Raw genomic sequence first — 18,682 nt, 5'->3', positions numbered from 1 at the left:
ACGTCTTTTCCTCGTTAAGCAACGACCCAAAGTTTATACTTTGGGCAAGAAACTTGACGAGCTTTGGAGGTATTCGAAAAACCATCTGATAACCGGTGAAAAATAGGGAATAAACTGCGAGTGCAGCCAGTCATCGCTCTTCGCCATCCCGGTAAAGGTATCAAGGAAGAACAGGATGGCGGCGATAATCAGCACCCCACGTAAAGCGCCAAAGCAGATCCCCAACACCCTATCTGTACCCGACAGACCGGTTTTTTCCACCAGTTGGCCTATCACATAGTTCACGATAGCACCAACGATGAGCGTTACGATAAACAGCGCTGCAATCGCAATCCCGTTTCGAACCCGTTCATCTTCAAAGCCCGTAAACCAGACAGACAGTTCCGTGTAGTAATGGCTGGCAACATAGAAGGCACAGCCCCAGGTTACCAACGATAATGCTTCACGAACAAAGCCGCGGATAAGACTCACTAAGCAAGAAAAGCCCAGTACCGCGATAATGGCATAATCAATCCAGACCATAAATGTCCCACGATTTTACGCCCTGTCATCCAGTTCGGGCGCATTCTAACAGAAAAAGAAAACGTTTGCGTAGGGATTTCCTTCCCTGGCGTAAATAAAAAATGGCGCTGAAAAAATATTCAACGCCACGGTTTCGGGCCCACACCCACGGGCAAAAAAATGCCCCTCATCCCGCGGTGGGAAGGGTTTGGGTGCAGGGTAAAGCTGCGTTAGTTCGGGGTATATCCCATCACAACACCGCTTAATCCCGACAGCTGTTTCAGTTCGCCAAGCGAACCTTTCAGCTTATCTTTTGAGGCTTCCGGGCCAACAAGAATACGCGTAATTTTACCCTGAACCGGCGTAGAAGGCGACGTGTAAGCGCGATAACCCGCACCGCGCAGGCTGGCGACAATTTCATTCACCTTATCGGCGTTCTTCAGTGCCCCCAACTGCACCACGTAGGCTTTCCCCACCGGCGCTGGCTGCTCTTCCGGCGCGGCTTTTGGCGGTGGCGTGACGGCAACCTGTTCTGTTACCGGCTGTGGTTTAGGCTTAGGCTTTTCAACCGGCTTCGGTTTTGGCGGTTCAGCCGTCGGCGGGATCTGTTCCAGATCGCCGTTGCCGTTGACCGCAAGGCGGCTGGAATCCAGCGACGGTGCCGCAGCATCCCCTGCCCTGACTTCTTCTGCCGCGCCTTCAGGTGGCTGCGCTGGCAGCGCCTGCGTGGCGGTTGGCAACATATCGGGCTCGTCGCGATCGCCTGGTTTTGGCACCAGCGGAATAGCCGCGAACTCATCCTGATAATGTTTTTTTTGCCCGTCAAGAAGCCCTGGCAGCACGATAACGCCCAGGGCAACTAATACTATCGTCCCGACAAGACGGTTTTGAAACTTACTTGCCACCAGCTATCCCCGCGTCCAACTCTTCCATCACATGCGCTACCGTGTGGAACGAACCACACACCAGCACCGTATCCTCCGGCGTCGCGTCGGCCATTGCGGCACTCCATGCCTGTGCCACGCTAGCGAAGACGGTACCTGCGCGCAGATGTTCACGCAGCTGTTCCGCTGTCGCCCCTCGAGGCCCTTCCAGCGGTGCGCAATACCAGTCGTCAACGACCTCTTCCAGACATGCCAGCGTACCGGCAATATCCTTATCATGCAGCATACCAATAACCGCCCGCACTCGCCCATTTTTCGGCAGTGATTTGAGACGTCCGGCAAGGTAGGCCGCCGCATGCGGGTTATGCGCAACGTCTAAAATGACGCGCGGCTCAGTTTGAATTGTCTGGAAACGGCCGGGCAAAATCGCGTTAGCAATGCCGTCACGAATGGCATCTTCACTCACTACAAGCCCACTGGCACGCAGCGCTGCCAGCGCCGTGGCGGCGTTAGGCTGCGGCACGTTCGGCAGCGGCAGATTCCGCATCTCGCCCTGTGCGTCGCTAAAGCTCCAGCTGTCGGCCTCAATCGTGTAACGCCAATCAACGTCACGCTGGCGCAGCAGTGCACCTTTCTCGCGTGCCACATCAGCAATGGTATGCGGCATATCTGGCTCACCGACGACAGCCGGACGGCCAGCGCGAAACACGCCCGCTTTCTCACGACCGATACTTTCGCGATCCGGCCCTAACCAGTCGGTATGATCCAGCGCGATGCTGGTCACTACGGCAACATTGGCATCCACAATATTGGTGGCATCCAGACGACCGCCTAAACCTACTTCGAGGATAACCACATCGACCTTAGCCTGCTTAAACAGCCATAGCGCGGAGAGGGTGCCGTATTCAAAATAGGTCAGCGAGATTTCACCCCGCGCCGTTTCAATCGCCGCAAAGGAAGCTGTATGGTCGCTTTCCGCAAGCTCCGCGCCCTGAATGCGCACGCGCTCGGTGTAGCGTACCAGGTGCGGAGAGCTATAAACGCCTACCGTATAGCCTGCCGCCATCAGAATCGTTTCCAACGTACGGCAGGTGGTGCCTTTGCCATTAGTTCCAGCAACCGTAAACACAAACGGCGCAGGCTGGAGCACGTCCAGTTGACCCGCAACCTCGCTGACACGCGCCAGACCCAGGTCGATAGTTTTTGAATGGAGGTTTTCCAGATAAGAAAGCCACGTAGCCAGGGGCGACGTGGCCTGAGGAATAAGATGTTTTTCCATGGTGCCCGCAACTTTCAACGGTGAATAAAAGCAAAAAGGGCAGCGCCATCCGGCCCTGCCCTTTGCATTATCAGGCCTCGGGTTCCTGATCCGGTACCGGCGGTACCACCACGCTATCGCGCGGCGCATCCGGGTTCGGTGCCGGGAGATTCATCAGCTTCGCCAGAACGCTGGCCAGCTTCAGACGCATTTCCGGACGGCGAACAATCATATCGATCGCGCCCTTCTCGATGAGGAACTCGCTGCGCTGGAAGCCCGGCGGCAGTTTCTCACGAACGGTCTGTTCGATAACGCGTGGACCTGCGAAACCGATCAGCGCTTTAGGTTCAGCGATGTTCAGGTCGCCCAGCATCGCAAAGCTTGCGGAAACGCCGCCCATAGTTGGGTCGGTCAGCACGGAGATATACGGTAAACCGCGCTCCTGCATTTTCGCCAGCGCAGCAGAGGTTTTTGCCATCTGCATCAGCGACATCAGCGCTTCTTGCATACGTGCACCACCGGATGCGGAGAAGCAGATCAGCGGACAGTTATCTTCCAGCGCCTGCTCAACGGCACGGACAAAGCGCGCACCTACCACGGAACCCATTGAGCCACCCATAAAGGAGAACTCAAAGGCGGCGGCAACCACCGGCATGGTGTGCAGAGTGCCTTTCATGACAATCAGCGCGTCTTTTTCACCCGTCTCTTTTTGAGCGGATGCCAATCTGTCTTTATACTTTTTAGAGTCACGGAACTTCAGCACGTCTTTCGGCTCAAGTTCACTACCCAGTTCTACCAGGGACCCTTCATCTAACAAGCTATGCAGGCGATTACGCGCTGACATACGCATGTGATGATCGCACTTAGGGCAAACCTCGAGGTTACGCTCCAGCTCGGCGCGATACAAAACCTGACCACAGCTATCGCACTTGGTCCATACCCCTTCCGGGATGCTCGCCTTGCGGGTAGGTGTGATGTTGCTTTTAATTCGTTCAATCCAGCTCATTGATAACCTTTCTGCCTGAACCTGGTCGATGCCAGTTTTGCCATTAAGGGGGCGCGCATAATGCCACTTTTGCCCCTCATAGACCATGAATGTTGCACATTAAAACATAACAGCCCGAAACTTGGCATAAAAAAGTGGTCGAACCGCGAAACATGCCGTAACAGGGCACGGCTGAATCGTGCCCTTTGTGCTGCGTTTATTTTGCCTGCTTTGCTGCGGCGCGACGATGGCGAATCACTTCGATAACGCCTGGCAATATCGACAGGACGATAATCGCCACAATCAACAGCTTCAGGTTTTCCTGCACTATCGGCAGATCGCCAAACAGATAACCCGCGTAGGTAAACAGCAGCACCCACAGCAGCGCTCCGGTCACGTTATAGAATGCAAAATGACGATAGGACATATGGCCCATTCCCGCCACAAAAGGCGCAAATGTTCTGACGATGGGCACAAATCGCGCCAGAATAATGGTTTTTCCACCGTGCTTATCGTAGAAGGCGTGGGTCTTATCCAGGTAACTGCGACGGAAAATCTTCGAGTTTGGATTGCTGAACAGTTTCTCGCCGAACAGCCGTCCAATGGTGTAGTTCACCGCATCGCCAAGAATGGCAGCAATCACCATCAGCAGCACCATCAGATGCACGTTGAGATCGTTGGTCGGCAGCGCGGAAAGCGCACCGGCAACGAATAACAGCGAGTCGCCCGGCAGGAACGGCGTAACCACCAACCCCGTTTCACAAAACAGGATCAGGAACAGAATCGCGTAAACCCAGATGCCATACTGCGCGACCAGTTCAGCCAGATGCACATCGATATGCAGGATGAAATCAATTAAAAAACGGATAAGATCCATATTGTTTTAGCCCCAAATGACTACATTAGTCCGCCAGGAAAAGCGGCCCCATCGGCACGGAAGGCAGGTCAAAGTGCGCGGGATAATCTACCGCCACCAGATACAGCCCTTCCGCTTTCGCCGTCGCGGCGGCAAGCGTCCTGTCTTTTGCCGCCAGCAGTTCTGCAATCCAGCTCTCCGGCTGGTTTCCTGCGCCAACTTCCATCAGGCTGCCAACAATATTCCTTACCATGTGATGCACAAAGGCATTCGCTTTGATGTCCACCACGATGTACGCGCCGTAGCGGGTCACGTTGATGTGCATCAGATTGCGCCACGGCGTGCGTGACTGGCACTGCACCGCCCGAAACGAGGTGAAATCATTCTCGCCCAACAGACTTTGCGCCGCGCGGTGCATCCGCTCGGCGTCCAGCGGCTGGTGATAATGCGTCACGCCCTGGCCCAATACCGCCGGACGCAGCCGGTGGTTATAGATAATGTAGCGATAGCGACGCGCCGTCGCGCTAAAGCGCGCGTGGAAATCGTCGGGAACAGCTTTCACCCAACGTACCGCGATGTCACCAGGCAAATTCGCATTTACGCCCAATGTCCACGCCGCGTCTTTACGCGCAGCGTGGGTTTCGAAGTGCACAACCTGACCAGTACCGTGTACGCCGGAATCTGTACGCCCGGCGCAAAACACGTTAATCGGCTCATTCGCCACCTGCGAAAGCGCTTTTTCAAGCTTCTCCTGCACGCTACGCACTTCGTTTTGCCGCTGCCAGCCGTAGTATTTGCTGCCGTCATATTCAATGCCCAGCGCAATTCGGTAGACAGGCGGTTGCTCCATCCCGGACATTAGTACATATACTCCTGCACCAGCTTCTCAGCCGTTTTCACCGCCATCAGCGCGCCGCCGAAACGTACGTTATCGGCAACGGACCAGAATTGGATCTGCTCCGGCATACCGTAGTCGTTGCGAACGCAGCCAACAGAAAGGTGCGCACTGTTCGTCGCATCACCCACCTGTGTTGGGAATTCACCCTCTTCAGACAACACGACATCGTCGCCGCGAGAGAACGCATCACGCGCTTCTTCCGCTGCCAATGGGCGCATCGCCTCAAAGGAGACCATCTGCGCGTGACCGTAGAACACCGGTGACTGGATGCAGTTGGCGGAAATCATCAGGCCGTCGTCCTGCAGAATTTTACGCACCTGATCGACGATACGACGTTCGTCGCGCACGCTACCTTCGCGGTCTGGCAGCATCGGCAACATATTGAACGCCAACTGACGTCCAAAGAAGTCACCTTCATCAATCGGCATCCCGTTCAGCAGCTTGGCGCTCTGTCCCGCCAGCGCGTCGACCGCTTTTTTACCGTGCGCGGAAGCGGAGATCAGGCTGGTCACGTTAATGCGCGATAGGCCACCTTCATCAATCAGCGGCTTCAGCGCGCTCAGCAGCTGACTGGTCTGGCTATCGGCAACGGCAATCAGGTTACGGTTACGATAATCCGCAAGAACAGATGGATTCACATCCGGCACTACTAACGGTACATCTGGCTCCAGCGCAAACAGGCCGCTGAGATCGATAATCAGACAGCCTGCGTTACTGGCTTCTTCGACGTAGGTCGCCGTTGCTTCCTGACCGGCCACAAAGAACGCCAGCTGCGCCTGAGTCCAATCGAACTCCGCCGCATCCTGCACCATTACCGATTTACCATTAAAACGCAGATGCTCACCGGCGCTTTCATTGCGCGCCAGCGCATAGATATCACCCACCGGGAACTGACGTTCAGCAAGGGTTTCAAGCAGGGCTTCGCCTACGGCGCCGGTTGCGCCCAGGATGGCAATATTCCAGCCTTCAGACATGGTGATTTACTCCAGAAAAAATGGCGACCCTGCCGGAGTATCCGACAGGGGCATTAAGAAGACATTAACGATGTACGGCGTTAAACCCGATTTGTTGCAGCAGCGCGGCGGCGTCAGCATCGTCACACTCAACGGTGAGTGATGACCATTCGCGGCGCTCAAGGTAATTCTTACGCAGCTTGTCAAATTCGCCCGGGATCCCCGCGACTTTTCGCAGCGGTGCGTCATCGCGGCGCACATCATACACTAAATGAACCAGTCTTTTCAGCGTTGGCTGATCGAGCGGGCCGTGTAGGCTAATGTGGCCAAATTCCGGTGCCGGCAGCAGCGAGGAGAGCGCCACTTCCTGCGGCTGGCCGATAAACTGGCTATAGGCTTCAAACACCTGGGTGGTGCCGCGCGCTTTACCTTCAAGGGTATAGCCAGCGATGTGTGAGGTGCCCAGATCTACTTTATCCAGCAGCGCCAGGTTGAGATCCGGCTCCGGTTCCCACACGTCCAATACCACGCTTAGCTCCTGCCCTGCTTCCAGGCGAGCAAGCAGCGCCGTGTTATCCACCACCGGACCACGGCAGGCGTTGATCAAAATGGTTCCCGGCTGCAGGCGGCTAATCAGCGCGTCATCTGCCAGATGCAGCGACTTGTACGGCCCTTCTTTATACAACGGCGTGTGGAAGGTCAGAACATCGGCTTGTTCAACCAGCTCGTTGAGCGATTTGAAATCACCCGCGTCACCATTATCAGCACGCGGCGGATCGCACAGCAGCGTTTTAATGCCCAACGCTTCCAGTCGTTTTTGCAGACGACCGCCGACGTTACCGACACCCACAATCCCCACGGTACGATCGGTCAATGCGAAACCATCGCGTTCGGCCAGCATCAGCAGCGCGGAAATGACGTATTCAACCACCGCAATCGCGTTGCAACCCGGCGCCGCGGAAAACCCGATGTCAGCCTGTTGCAGCCACGCCTGATCAACGTGATCGGTGCCCGCCGTCGCAGTGCCGACAAACTTAATCGCTTTGTCACCCAGCAGCGCTTCATTAACCTTCGTGACGGAACGTACCATCAGCGCATCGGCATCGGTTAACGCTTCCATCGGGATCGGACGGCCAGGAACAGCCCTCACCTCACCCAAACGGCTGAAAAGCTCGCGGGCATAGGGCATATTTTCATCAACAAGGATTTTCACGATTAGTACCTGTCTGAGAACGAGAGTAAACCGGGGAAGTGTGCCATAATCTCGCCGCCAGGCATACTTGCGCCCGGCATTAAGTAATATGGAAAGGATGAATCATGACGCAACCCATTTCAGGTATGCCTGCGCGCCCTCCGGGGACCGGCACCACTCCCCTCTCCCCAGCGGGAGAACAGCCGTTAAGTACCCAGCAACGAACGGTGCTGGAACGGCTTATTACGCGCTTAATCGCCATGACTTCGCAGCAAAATGCCGAAGTTTGGGCGGGGGTTAAACACGATCTGGGGTTGAAGAATGACACGCCATTACAGGCGCGCCACTTTCCCGCCGCTGAACAAAATCTGAATCAACGTATTGGCACCGCTGAGCAAAAACTGAGTGTGCGCCAAACGCTGTCGCAGCTTACCGAACTGCTCGGCCAAGGCAATAATCGCCAGGCAGTGAGTGACTACATCCGCCAGCAGTTTGGGCAAACAGCCCTCAGCCAGCTAACACCGCAGCAGTTGAAAAGCGTTTTGCAGTTATTGCAGCAGGGGCAGCTGTCTATCCCGCAGCCGCAGCAGCGCCCGGCAACCGATCGCCCGCTGCTTCCGGCGGAGCAAAATACGCTGAATCAGCTGGTAACCAAGGTTTCTGCGGCCACTGGCGACTCGAGTAAACTGATCTGGAAATCGCTGCTGGAGCTTGCCGGCGTGAAGTCGGGAGACCCGCTGCCCGCGAAGCATTTTAACGCCATGGTAACGCTTTTACAGGCTCGCCTAACGCTCAGCACACATCCGGCGCCAACGCTCCATACGCTGCAGGCCGCACTCAAGCAGCCGATGGAACCGCAGGAGTCTCAGTTGGTTCGCGATTTTGCCCAGCAAAACTGGAACGGGACACCGCAAACGGTACTGACCCCGGTGCAAATCCAGGAGCTGCTGACGCTGCTGTTCTTAAAGCGTATTGAACGTGAGAAAATTTCGCAGGCTCACACGCTGGAAGCTCGCGATGTGCAGCCGATTTATGCGCCATTCGCCCCGGTCATCACCTCGCTGAAATCGCTGTCGGCACGTCCGGGGCTGGCATTCGTGGTTATCATGGTGGTGTTCGCACTACTTTGGCTACTGCTGTAGTTTTAGTACCTGCTCGATGGTGGTCATCACCGCGTCGTCATCGTTGTAGCCGGTAATAAACCGCGCAGCCTGTTTAGTTTCGTCAAAAGCATTACGCATAGCGAAACTCCAGGCGGCGCGGGTCATCAGCTCAATATCATTAAGCCCATCGCCAAACACCATCGTCTCTTCTGCACTCACGCCCAGCCTTTGCTGCAATATCTCCACCGTGTGGCCTTTGTGGACGCCAACATCGGCAATATCAATCCACGCATCTTCCGATACCACGATATAAGCCTTATCAAAATACGCAGCTAGATGCGGCTTGATTTGCGGGCATCGGCCCTTGATATCAAACAGCGAGATTTTCACGAAGTCATGTTTAACCTCAGTAAAACTCGTTACCTGCACCACGTTGGCGTAGGACATCTTCACCTTCGCCAGCATCTCCTGCGATAACGTCGTTTTGACATAGGCACCGACCGGCGTACAGGCAATGACCACGGGCTCGCTGTTCACCGCTTCGAGCGTGGCAATGATTTCCCGCCCAAGGCCGTTTTTTATCAGCGATTGATAAACGTATTCCCCCGCGTGTTTAATCCGCGTGGCGCTGTCGCCGAGAATCCAAAAGTCGTGTACCTGCTCGCCAAAAAGTTCTTCAACGCGCTCGCACTGTTTGCCGGTACAAAGAGCAAATGCCACGCCTTTTTGCTGCATCAGGTTTTTGATGTGTGGAAACAGAACACGATTATAGTCACCGTGACGGTTTAAAAAGGTCCCGTCGAGATCGGTAATAATCAGCTTAATCATAGGTTCTCCCCTTATTGAGTCGGTCACATGAGCGCATGGCTGATAGATTGCCCGGAGTCGGCAAAAATACCGCTCCGGGCGACAACACGTTTACCACCACACCTCAGCCTGAACGCCGGCCATAAACTCGTTTTTGCTGTCGTCGTTAAACTTAAACTGCGACAGTTCATTGTCGAGAATATTGATGTAGGTGCCGTAGAAGCGGATTTCAGGACGCGACCCCAGCAGGCTCGGCCCCACTTTTAAGGCGTGATAAAGCGTGGTTTTGTACGCTGACTCTTTCAGATCCTGACCCTGATGAGTGGTGTTCTTCTGAGCAAACCACGCCAACTCTACGCCGGTCTGGTTCCAGGTATCCCAAATCCACGCCGGGCGAATCACCGCCCGCAAGCTGTTAAAGTCGCTGTGTGCGCCACTTTCATAGCTATAGACATCTTCACCGTGCGACCACACCAGCGCGTTAGCCATAATAATGCGATCGGCCAGATACATTTCGCCCTGAGATATTAACCGCCAGGCGATACCGTTTGAGTGATCGCCATAGTAGTAGCGTCCCTGAGCCATCGAGTTGCTAGCGCCGGAGAAGTTGGAGAAGCTGCTGGCATAGGAATTATTCGCCACCTGCAGGGTAAATTCATTAAATCCGTCGCGTTCCAACGCCTGCCGCACGATGCCGGTCGCCATCCAGGTATCTTTCAGCTCGAAGTAGCTGTTGTTGCTCTCATTCTTTTTCTGCTCATCGGTCTTATTGGCAAAGGCGTATTTACCCATTAGCGACAAAGAGCCATCCTGCCATAGCGGAATATTGCGATAACGCAGGTCGACGGAGTTAGTATTCATTTGGGTGGTGTTGTTGAAATCACGCGAGTAAACGTCAACATCGTTTCGGCTAAGTGAGGCATCCAGTTGCCCAGCGCCCAGATTCCAGTTCTGAATCCCGACCGCTGCCGCCACATCGGTGGTGAGCGATTTCCAGTCCAGCATCTGGATTTCATACTCCGGCAGCTTATGCTTACCGACCCAGAAATCTGCTTCGCGCGCGAACGGCATGAAGCCCTTGGTGGTCAGGAAGATATCGCTGAACTGGAGAATATTTTCGTTATCGCTATCGCCAAACCAGGCGTCGTTATACTGCTCCCCCACGTTGCCGTCGTACGTCACGACGGCGTTGGCCGTTTTACCATCCTGATTGTAGACCCGCTGATTCATGGTTAAGTCGAACCAGCCGCTCATTTCGTTACCAAAACGGCCCAATGAACCGGCCGCATAGGTCTGCGTCGAACCGTGGTTGGAAGTGCCCCAGCCGGAACGGAAGTAACCTTCGTAGCTAAAGCCAATGTCTTCCTTCACAAACTTGCTGATATCCTTCATGGTCACGCTTTCAACCTTTGGTTTATTCCCGTCGGTATTGATTACGGCAACCTGCTGGGTGGCTTTAACTTCTGGTTTCACTACTGCATTTGTTTTTTCGCTATTCTCATTTTCAATATTATCCGCCACCGGCGACTGCGGGGCTATATTTGTCGCAGTCTGACTTTTCTTTTCATTATCTTTAATATTCTGCTGAAGCTCGGCCACTTTATTTTTATAACTTGATAACTCCGCCTCTAACAATTCTAAACGCTGTTCCACCGTTAATTTAGCAGCCATTACGTTTAATGGCGATAAGGCGGCAAAGACTGAAAAAGCCAATAAGCTAACCTTCAATTTATTTGAATTCATCGGAAACCCTTAAGATTTAATTATAATGTTCCCTCAGCCATTGCTGACTGAGGGTGAAATGAAAATTAGAATTTATATTAAAATATCGTCAATCCCTGGCGAAAATATCCTGAATGGAATTAACTGTTCTGCTCAGCAGCGGTGGACACATTCACTTTGTTAGCCGCAATCACGAATGGCAGATAGATAAGAGTCGCCACGGCCAGACACAAAATACCGACAAACAGTGCCATCCAATTTCCTCCAGTACCGAAGAAAGCAATCAATGGCCCAGGCGTTGTCCACGGTACGGCGTAGGCAATCGGTGGAATAATCTCCAGAGTGATGAAGGCATAACCAATCAACGCATTCACAAACGGTACCAGGATAAACGGAATCACCAGAATCGGGTTCAGCACAATTGGCAGGCCAAACATCACCGGTTCGTTGATATTAAACAGACCGGGTACAAAGGCCATTTTGGCCAGATCGCGATAATCTTTACGGCGTGAAGCAATAAAAATCGCCAGCAGCAGACCTAAGGTCATCCCGGAGCCGCCGCAGTTGGCGAAGGCATCATTGATGCCGGTCCAGGTGATCGGATACGGCGCACCCCAGGTGGAGCCATGAGATGCCGCATAGGAGAGGTTTTCCAGATTCGCTTCGGAGAAAATGGTTTCGCGAATCGCCGCAACCGTATTGGGCCCATGAATGCCGAGGATCCATAGGAAGTTGGCGACCAGCCCCAGAATCAGCACGGTAAAGATGTTGGTCCCCATGTCCTTCAGCGGTGCCTGAATCAGAGTGTAGATCAGGTCATTCAAGCCGTTAGGCGAGATTTTGGACAGCAGGTAGTTGAGGACAGAGAAGAAAATCATCACGAAGAAGATAGGCAACAGCACCTTGAAAGAGCGTGCCACCGCTGGCGGCACCGCATCAGGCATGGTGATCGTTACTTTCGGGTTACGCGCCAGACGGCAGAAAATCTCGCTGGAAAGCAGTGCGACAATTACCGCGACGAACAGCCCCTGCGGCCCGAGGTATTTAGTGGTCAGATAGGCCTGTCCATCAATAATGACATACGGGGTATACACCACGAAGAAGGCACCAATCGCCGTCAGGCCACACAGCAAATCATCCTGCTGGTAGCTAATCGCCATGTTACGCGCGACGAGGAAGGTTATCAGCACCGCCATAATATTGACCGAGCCGTTCATCACCGGAGTAAAGATTTGCTGGGCATCGGCAAGATTCGGGAACAGCGTGCCTAAATGCAGAATGCTGGCAATGAAACCATCCGGCGATAAAATTGCAAAGTTGATCAAAATAATCAGCGAACTGGCCATGACAATTGGGAATGACAGAATAAACGCATCACGAATTGCCGAAACGTGTATCTGAGAGTTCAATTTAATAGCAACAGGAACGAGGATTTTTTCCATCCCTCGTTCAAACGAATTCATAAATCCCATAGCTAACCCTTAATCTTAATATTGGAGTTATTTATTTAATAGCTGACAAGCCTTTTCAAATACCGTTTTACCATCCATTTGGCCGTAGCTTTTCATATCAATGACGGCGACTGGAATCTTCCCTTGTGAAATCGCTTCAATTTCATTTTTTTGGAAACGAACCTGTGGCCCTAATAGCACCACGCTAACTTCATTTTTCTTTATTTTCTCTTTAGCTTCAGAAATAGCCAATGCATTAATATTCGCTGGATTATTAACCGCCTCTGCGTGTTCACGCATGCGTTTTACCAACATACTCGTCGACATCCCTGCAGCACACACCAACAATATATTTTCCATACCCTGTATCCTTTCCCATAAAATATGTCATAAATTGACGTACACTTTAATAATTGTTAATTTTCGTAACTCGTCTTCCGATCACAGTTAACGGCGGCCAAGTTGTTCAAAAATGGACTAAAAGCTGAACATATCAGCCATAAATTGTGTGAATGTATTTTCAACACATTGTATTAAAAGGATTTAAGGAGGTTCAAAAGTGGTTTATCAAAACATCATCAATCTGCTTAAAAACAGATTAAACAGTGCGATCTACAATATTGGCGATCTTCTGCCGTCAGAAAAAGAATTGGCAGAACTTTATGATGTCTCGCGTAATACCTTGCGCAAAGCATTAAAGGTACTGGAAGAGGAAGGGATGATTGAACGGCGGCATGGCTCTGGCACCTATCTGCGAAACAAGCATTTTCAGGCCTCTGTCACCCACCTTGATAGTTTTACTGAAATAGCGAAAAACGAAGGTAAAACACCCACCAGTCAGATCCTCAAATTTGAGCTACAGACGGCATCAGATGAAATTGCCAATAACCTGCAAGTCACGCTTGGCGAACCGGTGTATTACGCCAAACGCCTGCGTCTTATCGATAATATCGCCATGCAGGTCGAAGAAACCTGGCTTTCCGCCAGCCGTTTCCCAGACCTGACGATTGCGCATATGAAGAAGTCTAAATTTTCCTACATTGAGAACGAGTGCGGCGTAAAAATCATGGGCTGCTACGAATCTATTCAGCCCATACTGCCCTCGCCAGAAGTGGCGAAACTGCTGCATATCAGCGCGTTAGATCCCATTATTCGCATGCAAACGCAGGCCGTAGATGAGCAGTCAACGCCCATTGATTACTCGATTCTCTACACCAACATGTACGAATTTCAGGTGAAGTATTTCTTACCACGAAAAGCGGCGGCCGGCCCTACTGTGCGCAGAGCCGGAACCTAAACGCTACTTACGAAACGCCCACAGCGTCAGCATAATGCCCAGCACGGCGGAAATTGCCCCACCGAGGAATACCGATGGGTAGCCAAACGAGGTGGCGAGCATTCCCGCCAGCGGGCCGGAAACGCCAAGCGCGATATCCTGAAACGCCGCATAGCCGCCCAGCGCCGTACCGCGTACCTGTTGCGGCACGCGTTTGACAACCTCAACCCCCAGCGCCGGGAAGATCAGTGAACAGCCGGCCCCGGTCAGCGCCGCACCGGATAAAGCCACCCATGCGTCAGGTGCCTGCCATAGCAGAAGCAGGCCAACGGTTTCCACCAGCAGCGAAACCACCGCCACCCTGACGCCGCCGAAGCGGTCCGGCATCCAGCCAAACAGAATGCGCACCAGCACGAAAGTGCCACCGAAGGCAGTCAATGTGAAGCCCGCCATCGTCCAGCCTTTACTGACAAAGTACAGCGAGACGAAGGTGCCAATCACCGCAAAGCCCACGCCCTGCAGCGCCAGCCCCATTCCGGGTTTCCAGATGAGCCCAATCACGCTAAACAGCGACGGACGCTCACCGGCCATCGCCGCCACCTTGCGCACCGAGCCGTTAAAAGCCCAGGCGAGCAGCGGCAGCATCATGGTTACCCCAGCCAGCACGGCAAAACCATAGCGGGCGTTGATGAACAACCCCAGCGGCGCCCCGACGGCCAGCGCGCCAAAAATCGCCATACCATTCCAGGACATCACTTTTCCGGACTGCTTCGGGCCAACCAGCCCCATCCCCCAGGTCAGCGTCCCGGTCAGCAGTTGACTCTCGCCAAAACCGAGGATCAGACGCCCAACGATTAACAGCCCAAATTTAACCATCGTATCGACCGGCAGCAGCGCGGCGCCAAGCCAGGCGGCACCGGCAAACGCGCAGGCAAACATCCCTTGCAGAGCGGAGCGTTTACCGCCGTACTGATCGGCCAGCCGCCCGGCATAACCGCGCGTCAATACGGTGGCGAAGAATTGAACGCCCACGGCGATGCCCACCATGGTATTGCCGTAGCCCAGCTCCTGGTGCACAAATAGCGGAATGACCGGCAGCGGTATACCGACGGTTAAATAGGTCAGAAACACCGCGAAAGCGATGCGAAATAGTGAAACGTTTGATGAAGCTGAACGTTCAGTTTGAGTTACTGCGGTCATGCTTTACTCCAGAATGCTGAGTAAGGCGAGGATCTGTAGCCACGCCCCCTCTACCCGATTATCAGGATTAAGGTGCGTTGGTTGACGTTAAACGCTTACGCATTATCAGAATGATAACGTTGAGGCGGAAGTTTGCCCGTTATTTCAGGTCATTGTCAACGCATAAAAAAGGAGCCATCAGGCTCCTTTTTCACATTAGCTTGCCAGACTTAGGCTTTCAGCTTACGCATCACCAGCGTGGCGTTGGTGCCACCGAAGCCGAAGCTGTTGGACATCACGGTGGTCAACTCACGATCGGTCGCTTCAGTCACGATGTTCAGGCCAGCAGCTTTTTCGTCCATCTCGTCGATGTTGATGCTTGGGGCCACAAAGCCATGTTCCAGCATCAGCAGAGAGTAGATAGCTTCCTGCACGCCAGCGGCACCCAGAGAGTGGCCGGTCATTGCTTTGGTTGCGGAGATGGCCGGGCTGTTGTCGCCGAACACTTCCTGAATCGCGCCCAGCTCTTTCACGTCGCCTACTGGAGTAGAAGTACCGTGGGAGTTCAGGTAGTCGATTGGGGTGTCAACGCCATGCATCGCCATCTGCATGCAGCGTACTGCGCCTTCGCCGGATGGAGCAACCATATCGGCACCATCGGACGTTGCGCCGTAGCCAACGATTTCTGCATAAATATGCGCGCCGCGAGCCAGAGCGTGCTCCAGTTCTTCAACCACAACCATGCCACCGCCGCCAGCGATAACGAAGCCATCGCGGTGTGCATCATAAGTACGGGAAGCTTTATCTGGAGTTTCGTTGTACTTGGTGGACAGTGCGCCCATCGCGTCGAATTCACAGGCCATTTCCCAGCCCAGCTCTTCGCCGCCGCCGGCAAATACGATGTCCTGTTTGCCCAGTTGGATCTGCTCTACCGCGTTACCGATACAGTGCGCGGAAGTGGCGCAGGCGGAGCTGATGGAGTAGTTAACGCCGTGGATTTTGAACGGCGTGGCGAGGCAGGCGGAAACCGCTGAGCCCATCGCTTTGGTCACGACATAAGGACCCACTGCTTTCAGGCCGCGCGGGCTACGCATTGCATCTGCACCGAATACCTGTGCTTTTGAAGAACCACCGGAACCGGCAATCAGGCCGACGCGCGGGTTGTTCTGATATTCTTCTTCCTTCAAGCCAGCATCTGCAACAGCCTGCTGCATAGAAAGGTAAGCGTAGATAGAGGCATCGTTCATGAAACGGACCACTTTGCGGTCGATAAGACCGGTGGTGTCCAGTTTGACGTTACCCCAAACGTGGCTACGCATACCAGAATCTTTGAATTCTTGAGAGAAAGTGATCCCCGAGCGTCCTTCACGCAGGGATGCCAGGACTTCCTGCTGGTTGCTACCGATGCTGGAAACGATACCCAGGCCAGTAATCACTGCACGTTTCATTCAATACCTCTGTAAGTCATCACTATTTTAAGTTTCGAGTGGCAAGATAGCGTACACTTGTACGCCGAACAAGTCCGATCAGCAATTTTATGCAGAAATTTGCACCTGCGGGCACGCATCGTTAAGATCGGCTGACTCCTTGCCGCGCGAGTAACTTACGTGAAACATAACGCCATACAATCCGCCAACCTCGAATTCAACAGTGAGGGTACACCTGTTTCCCGAGACTTCGATGATGTCTACTTCTCTAATGATAACGGACTGGAGGAAACGCGTTACGTTTTCCTCGGCGGTAACCAGTTAGAGGTACGTTTCCCCCACCATCCGCATCCGCTATTTGTGGTAGCGGAAAGTGGCTTTGGTACCGGCCTCAATTTCCTGACGCTATGGCAGGCTTTCGATGCCTTCCGCCACCAGCATCCTGACGCTACGCTACAAAGATTACATTTCGTCAGTTTTGAAAAATTTCCGCTGAAAGCTGACGATCTGCGTCTGGCACACCAGCATTGGCCAGAACTGGCCGAATGGGCCGAGCAGTTGCAGGCGCAGTGGCCGCTACCGGTTGCCGGGTGCCATCGCCTATTGTTAGATGGCGGGCGGGTGACGCTGGATTTGTGGTTTGGCGATATCAATGAATTGACCGATAAGCTCGACGACTCGTTTAACCAACAGGTTGATGCGTGGTTCCTCGACGGTTTTGCCCCAGCAAAAAATCCAGATATGTGGACCCCGGCACTATTTTCCGCCATGGCCCGTACCGCCAGACCCGGCGGTACTCTGGCAACCTTCACCTCGGCGGGTTTTGTCCGTCGTGGACTGCAGGATGCTGGCTTCACCATGCATAAACACAAAGGATTTGGCCGTAAACGCGAGATGCTTATCGGTGAAATGACGCAGCCTCAGCCAGACGCGACGCGAACACCGTGGTTTGCCCGTACCGGCAGCCAGGTACACGAAGCAACGATTATAGGCGGCGGTATCGCCAGCGCCCTGCTCTCACTTGCTTTACTGCGTCGTGGCTGGGCCGTCACGCTGTACTGCGCCGACGATGCCCCCGCACAAGGTGCGTCCGGCAATCGCCAGGGCGCGCTCTATCCGCTGCTGACGGCTCACGATCCTGCGCTGGCGCAGTTCTTCCCGGCAGCGTTTCTCTTTGCCCGCCGCCTGTATGATGCTTTGCCTATCGAGTTTGATCATCAATGGTGCGGCGTCACCCAGCTGGGTTGGGATGACAAAAGCGCGCAAAAAATTGTCCAGATGCTGTCGTTGAATCTTCCTGAGGAGATTGCCCATGCTTCTTCTGAGGCTGAAGTTGCGGCGACCATCGGCCTTGAAACCGGCTGCGGTGGCATTCAGTATCCGCTCGGCGGCTGGCTGTGCCCGGCCGAGCTAACCGCTGGCGTGTTTGCGCTGGCCCGCCAGCAAGGGCTACAGGTGCACTGGCAAAAAACGCTGACGGCGCTTGAGTCCTCTGAAGATGGTTGGCAGCTACAATTTGCCGACGGCGAAACAGCTAGCGCCCCGAGCGTCGTGCTGGCGAACGGTCATAACCTCAGCCAGTTCACGCAAACCGAACACCTGCCGGTGTATGCAGTCGGTGGTCAGGTCAGCCATATTCCCACCACTGAAAATCTGGCCAAACTGCGCCAGGTGCTCTGCTATGACGGCTATCTGACGCCGCAAAACCCGCGTAACCAGCAGCACTGTATCGGGGCCAGTTATCACCGCGGTGAACGCGAGATGACCTTCAACGAAGACGACCAACTGCATAACCGTCAGCGTTTAATTGACTGCTTCCCGCATGAAGCCTGGACGCAGGAAGTGGACGTGAGCGCCAATGAAGCCCGCTGCGGCGTGCGCTGTGCGACCCGCGATCATCTGCCGATGGTCGGTAACGTGCCGGACTACGAGCAGACTCTCGCACAATATGCATCGCTTTATGAAAACGCGCAGGAAGCCGAACCGGCGCCGGTTTACCCAAACCTGTTTGTGCTGGGCGCGCTGGGTTCACGTGGGCTTTGTTCAGCGCCACTGGCGGCAGAAGTGCTGGCAGCACAGATGAGTCAGGAGCCGTTACCGCTGGATGCAGTGACGCTGGCAGGATTAAATCCGAATCGGTTATGGGTAAGAAAACTGCTGAAGGGAAAAGCGGTGAAATAAGAGAGTGGA

The 18,682-nt window shown here is 53.9% G+C and carries 17 protein-coding genes; 3 read left to right on the top strand and 14 right to left on the bottom strand.

What is annotated here, in order from left to right; translation table 11 throughout:
- Positions 1-33: 33 nt before the first annotated feature.
- The 8 genes from cvpA to pdxB form a co-directional block, all read right to left on the bottom strand.
- Positions 34-522 (bottom strand): colicin V production protein, encoded by a 489-nt coding sequence (cvpA, locus tag ABOC97_RS03250; RefSeq protein ID WP_052285426.1) that lies wholly within the window; start codon positions 520-522, stop codon positions 34-36.
- A gap of 209 nt (positions 523-731) precedes the next feature.
- The gene (dedD, locus tag ABOC97_RS03245; protein WP_349594009.1) at positions 732-1,406 is read right to left on the bottom strand and encodes a cell division protein DedD; all 675 of its coding nucleotides are present in this window, start codon (positions 1,404-1,406) and stop codon (positions 732-734) included.
- The gene (gene folC, locus ABOC97_RS03240; protein ID WP_349594006.1) at positions 1,396-2,664 is read right to left on the bottom strand and encodes a bifunctional tetrahydrofolate synthase/dihydrofolate synthase; all 1,269 of its coding nucleotides are present in this window, start codon (positions 2,662-2,664) and stop codon (positions 1,396-1,398) included. Before folC ends, dedD begins: the two co-directional genes overlap by 11 nt.
- 70 nt (positions 2,665-2,734) lie before the next feature.
- Positions 2,735-3,649, bottom strand: coding sequence for an acetyl-CoA carboxylase, carboxyltransferase subunit beta (gene accD / locus ABOC97_RS03235; RefSeq protein ID WP_234502275.1), 915 nt, complete (start codon positions 3,647-3,649; stop codon positions 2,735-2,737).
- 196 nt (positions 3,650-3,845) lie between these two features.
- On the bottom strand, positions 3,846-4,505 hold the full coding sequence (locus ABOC97_RS03230; RefSeq protein WP_349594002.1) for a DedA family protein: 660 nt from the start codon (positions 4,503-4,505) through the stop codon (positions 3,846-3,848).
- Between the two features lie 25 nt (positions 4,506-4,530).
- Positions 4,531-5,343 carry a tRNA pseudouridine(38-40) synthase TruA gene (gene truA / locus ABOC97_RS03225; RefSeq protein ID WP_349593999.1) on the bottom strand — a complete coding sequence of 271 codons (813 nt, stop codon included), beginning with the start codon at positions 5,341-5,343 and terminating at the stop codon, positions 4,531-4,533.
- Positions 5,343-6,356, bottom strand: a complete 1,014-nt coding sequence (locus ABOC97_RS03220; protein ID WP_349593996.1) for an aspartate-semialdehyde dehydrogenase — start codon at positions 6,354-6,356, stop codon at positions 5,343-5,345. Before ABOC97_RS03220 ends, truA begins: the two co-directional genes overlap by 1 nt.
- Before the next feature lie 64 nt (positions 6,357-6,420).
- Entirely contained in the window at positions 6,421-7,548 is a 1,128-nt protein-coding gene (pdxB, locus tag ABOC97_RS03215; RefSeq protein WP_349593993.1) for a 4-phosphoerythronate dehydrogenase PdxB, read from the bottom strand.
- Between the two features lie 104 nt (positions 7,549-7,652).
- On the opposite strand from pdxB, the gene flk reads away from it, so the two are divergent.
- Positions 7,653-8,669 (top strand): flagella biosynthesis regulator Flk, encoded by a 1,017-nt coding sequence (flk, locus tag ABOC97_RS03210; RefSeq protein ID WP_349593990.1) that lies wholly within the window; start codon positions 7,653-7,655, stop codon positions 8,667-8,669.
- Here the strand turns inward: flk and ABOC97_RS03205 are convergent.
- From ABOC97_RS03205 to ABOC97_RS03190, 4 genes are all read right to left on the bottom strand, one after another.
- Positions 8,658-9,458 carry an HAD-IIB family hydrolase gene (locus ABOC97_RS03205; RefSeq protein WP_349593988.1) on the bottom strand — a complete coding sequence of 267 codons (801 nt, stop codon included), beginning with the start codon at positions 9,456-9,458 and terminating at the stop codon, positions 8,658-8,660. The genes flk and ABOC97_RS03205 overlap by 12 nt on opposite strands.
- A 90-nt stretch (positions 9,459-9,548) precedes the next feature.
- Complete coding sequence (locus tag ABOC97_RS03200) at positions 9,549-11,180, bottom strand: carbohydrate porin (RefSeq protein ID WP_349593985.1); 1,632 nt, start codon at positions 11,178-11,180, stop codon at positions 9,549-9,551.
- 119 nt (positions 11,181-11,299) lie between these two features.
- Complete coding sequence (locus ABOC97_RS03195) at positions 11,300-12,631, bottom strand: PTS sugar transporter subunit IIC (protein ID WP_349593982.1); 1,332 nt, start codon at positions 12,629-12,631, stop codon at positions 11,300-11,302.
- 27 nt (positions 12,632-12,658) lie between these two features.
- On the bottom strand, positions 12,659-12,970 hold the full coding sequence (locus tag ABOC97_RS03190) for a PTS sugar transporter subunit IIB (protein ID WP_349593979.1): 312 nt from the start codon (positions 12,968-12,970) through the stop codon (positions 12,659-12,661).
- Positions 12,971-13,169: 199 nt separating this feature from the next.
- Between ABOC97_RS03190 and ABOC97_RS03185 the strand changes: the two genes are divergently transcribed.
- The gene (locus ABOC97_RS03185; RefSeq protein ID WP_349593976.1) at positions 13,170-13,907 is read left to right on the top strand and encodes a GntR family transcriptional regulator; all 738 of its coding nucleotides are present in this window, start codon (positions 13,170-13,172) and stop codon (positions 13,905-13,907) included.
- 3 nt (positions 13,908-13,910) lie between these two features.
- Here the strand turns inward: ABOC97_RS03185 and ABOC97_RS03180 are convergent, their stop codons facing one another.
- Together ABOC97_RS03180 and fabB are read right to left on the bottom strand one after the other, a co-directional pair.
- Positions 13,911-15,086 carry an MFS transporter gene (locus tag ABOC97_RS03180; RefSeq protein WP_349593974.1) on the bottom strand — a complete coding sequence of 392 codons (1,176 nt, stop codon included), beginning with the start codon at positions 15,084-15,086 and terminating at the stop codon, positions 13,911-13,913.
- A gap of 209 nt (positions 15,087-15,295) precedes the next feature.
- Positions 15,296-16,513 (bottom strand): beta-ketoacyl-ACP synthase I, encoded by a 1,218-nt coding sequence (gene fabB / locus ABOC97_RS03175; protein ID WP_234502287.1) that lies wholly within the window; start codon positions 16,511-16,513, stop codon positions 15,296-15,298.
- A 159-nt stretch (positions 16,514-16,672) separates the two neighbouring features.
- On the opposite strand from fabB, the gene mnmC reads away from it, so the two are divergent.
- Positions 16,673-18,673 carry a bifunctional tRNA (5-methylaminomethyl-2-thiouridine)(34)-methyltransferase MnmD/FAD-dependent 5-carboxymethylaminomethyl-2-thiouridine(34) oxidoreductase MnmC gene (gene mnmC, locus ABOC97_RS03170; protein WP_349593970.1) on the top strand — a complete coding sequence of 667 codons (2,001 nt, stop codon included), beginning with the start codon at positions 16,673-16,675 and terminating at the stop codon, positions 18,671-18,673.
- Positions 18,674-18,682 lie beyond the last annotated feature (9 nt).

It is taken from the genome of Kluyvera huaxiensis, assembly GCF_040149365.1.
In the GTDB taxonomy this organism is placed as follows: domain Bacteria; phylum Pseudomonadota; class Gammaproteobacteria; order Enterobacterales; family Enterobacteriaceae; genus Kluyvera; species Kluyvera intermedia_A.
Note: the sequence above shows the minus strand (reverse complement) of the source record. Positions and strands in the feature narration are given on the sequence as shown.

Excerpts from the sequence above, each read along its gene's own strand:
- ABOC97_RS03220 (WP_349593996.1), bottom strand. The coding sequence starts at position 6,356 with ATGTCTGAAGGCTGGAATATTGCCATCCTGGGCGCAACCGGCGCCGTA.
- fabB (WP_234502287.1), bottom strand. The coding sequence starts at position 16,513 with ATGAAACGTGCAGTGATTACTGGCCTGGGTATCGTTTCCAGCATCGGT.
- ABOC97_RS03195 (WP_349593982.1), bottom strand. The coding sequence starts at position 12,631 with ATGGGATTTATGAATTCGTTTGAACGAGGGATGGAAAAAATCCTCGTT.
- flk (WP_349593990.1), top strand. The coding sequence starts at position 7,653 with ATGACGCAACCCATTTCAGGTATGCCTGCGCGCCCTCCGGGGACCGGC.
- accD (WP_234502275.1), bottom strand. The coding sequence starts at position 3,649 with ATGAGCTGGATTGAACGAATTAAAAGCAACATCACACCTACCCGCAAG.
- ABOC97_RS03180 (WP_349593974.1), bottom strand. The coding sequence starts at position 15,086 with ATGACCGCAGTAACTCAAACTGAACGTTCAGCTTCATCAAACGTTTCA.
- ABOC97_RS03205 (WP_349593988.1), bottom strand. The coding sequence starts at position 9,458 with ATGATTAAGCTGATTATTACCGATCTCGACGGGACCTTTTTAAACCGT.
- truA (WP_349593999.1), bottom strand. The coding sequence starts at position 5,343 with ATGTCCGGGATGGAGCAACCGCCTGTCTACCGAATTGCGCTGGGCATT.
- folC (WP_349594006.1), bottom strand. The coding sequence starts at position 2,664 with ATGGAAAAACATCTTATTCCTCAGGCCACGTCGCCCCTGGCTACGTGG.
- ABOC97_RS03190 (WP_349593979.1), bottom strand. The coding sequence starts at position 12,970 with ATGGAAAATATATTGTTGGTGTGTGCTGCAGGGATGTCGACGAGTATG.
- ABOC97_RS03230 (WP_349594002.1), bottom strand. The coding sequence starts at position 4,505 with ATGGATCTTATCCGTTTTTTAATTGATTTCATCCTGCATATCGATGTG.
- ABOC97_RS03200 (WP_349593985.1), bottom strand. The coding sequence starts at position 11,180 with ATGAATTCAAATAAATTGAAGGTTAGCTTATTGGCTTTTTCAGTCTTT.
- cvpA (WP_052285426.1), bottom strand. The coding sequence starts at position 522 with ATGGTCTGGATTGATTATGCCATTATCGCGGTACTGGGCTTTTCTTGC.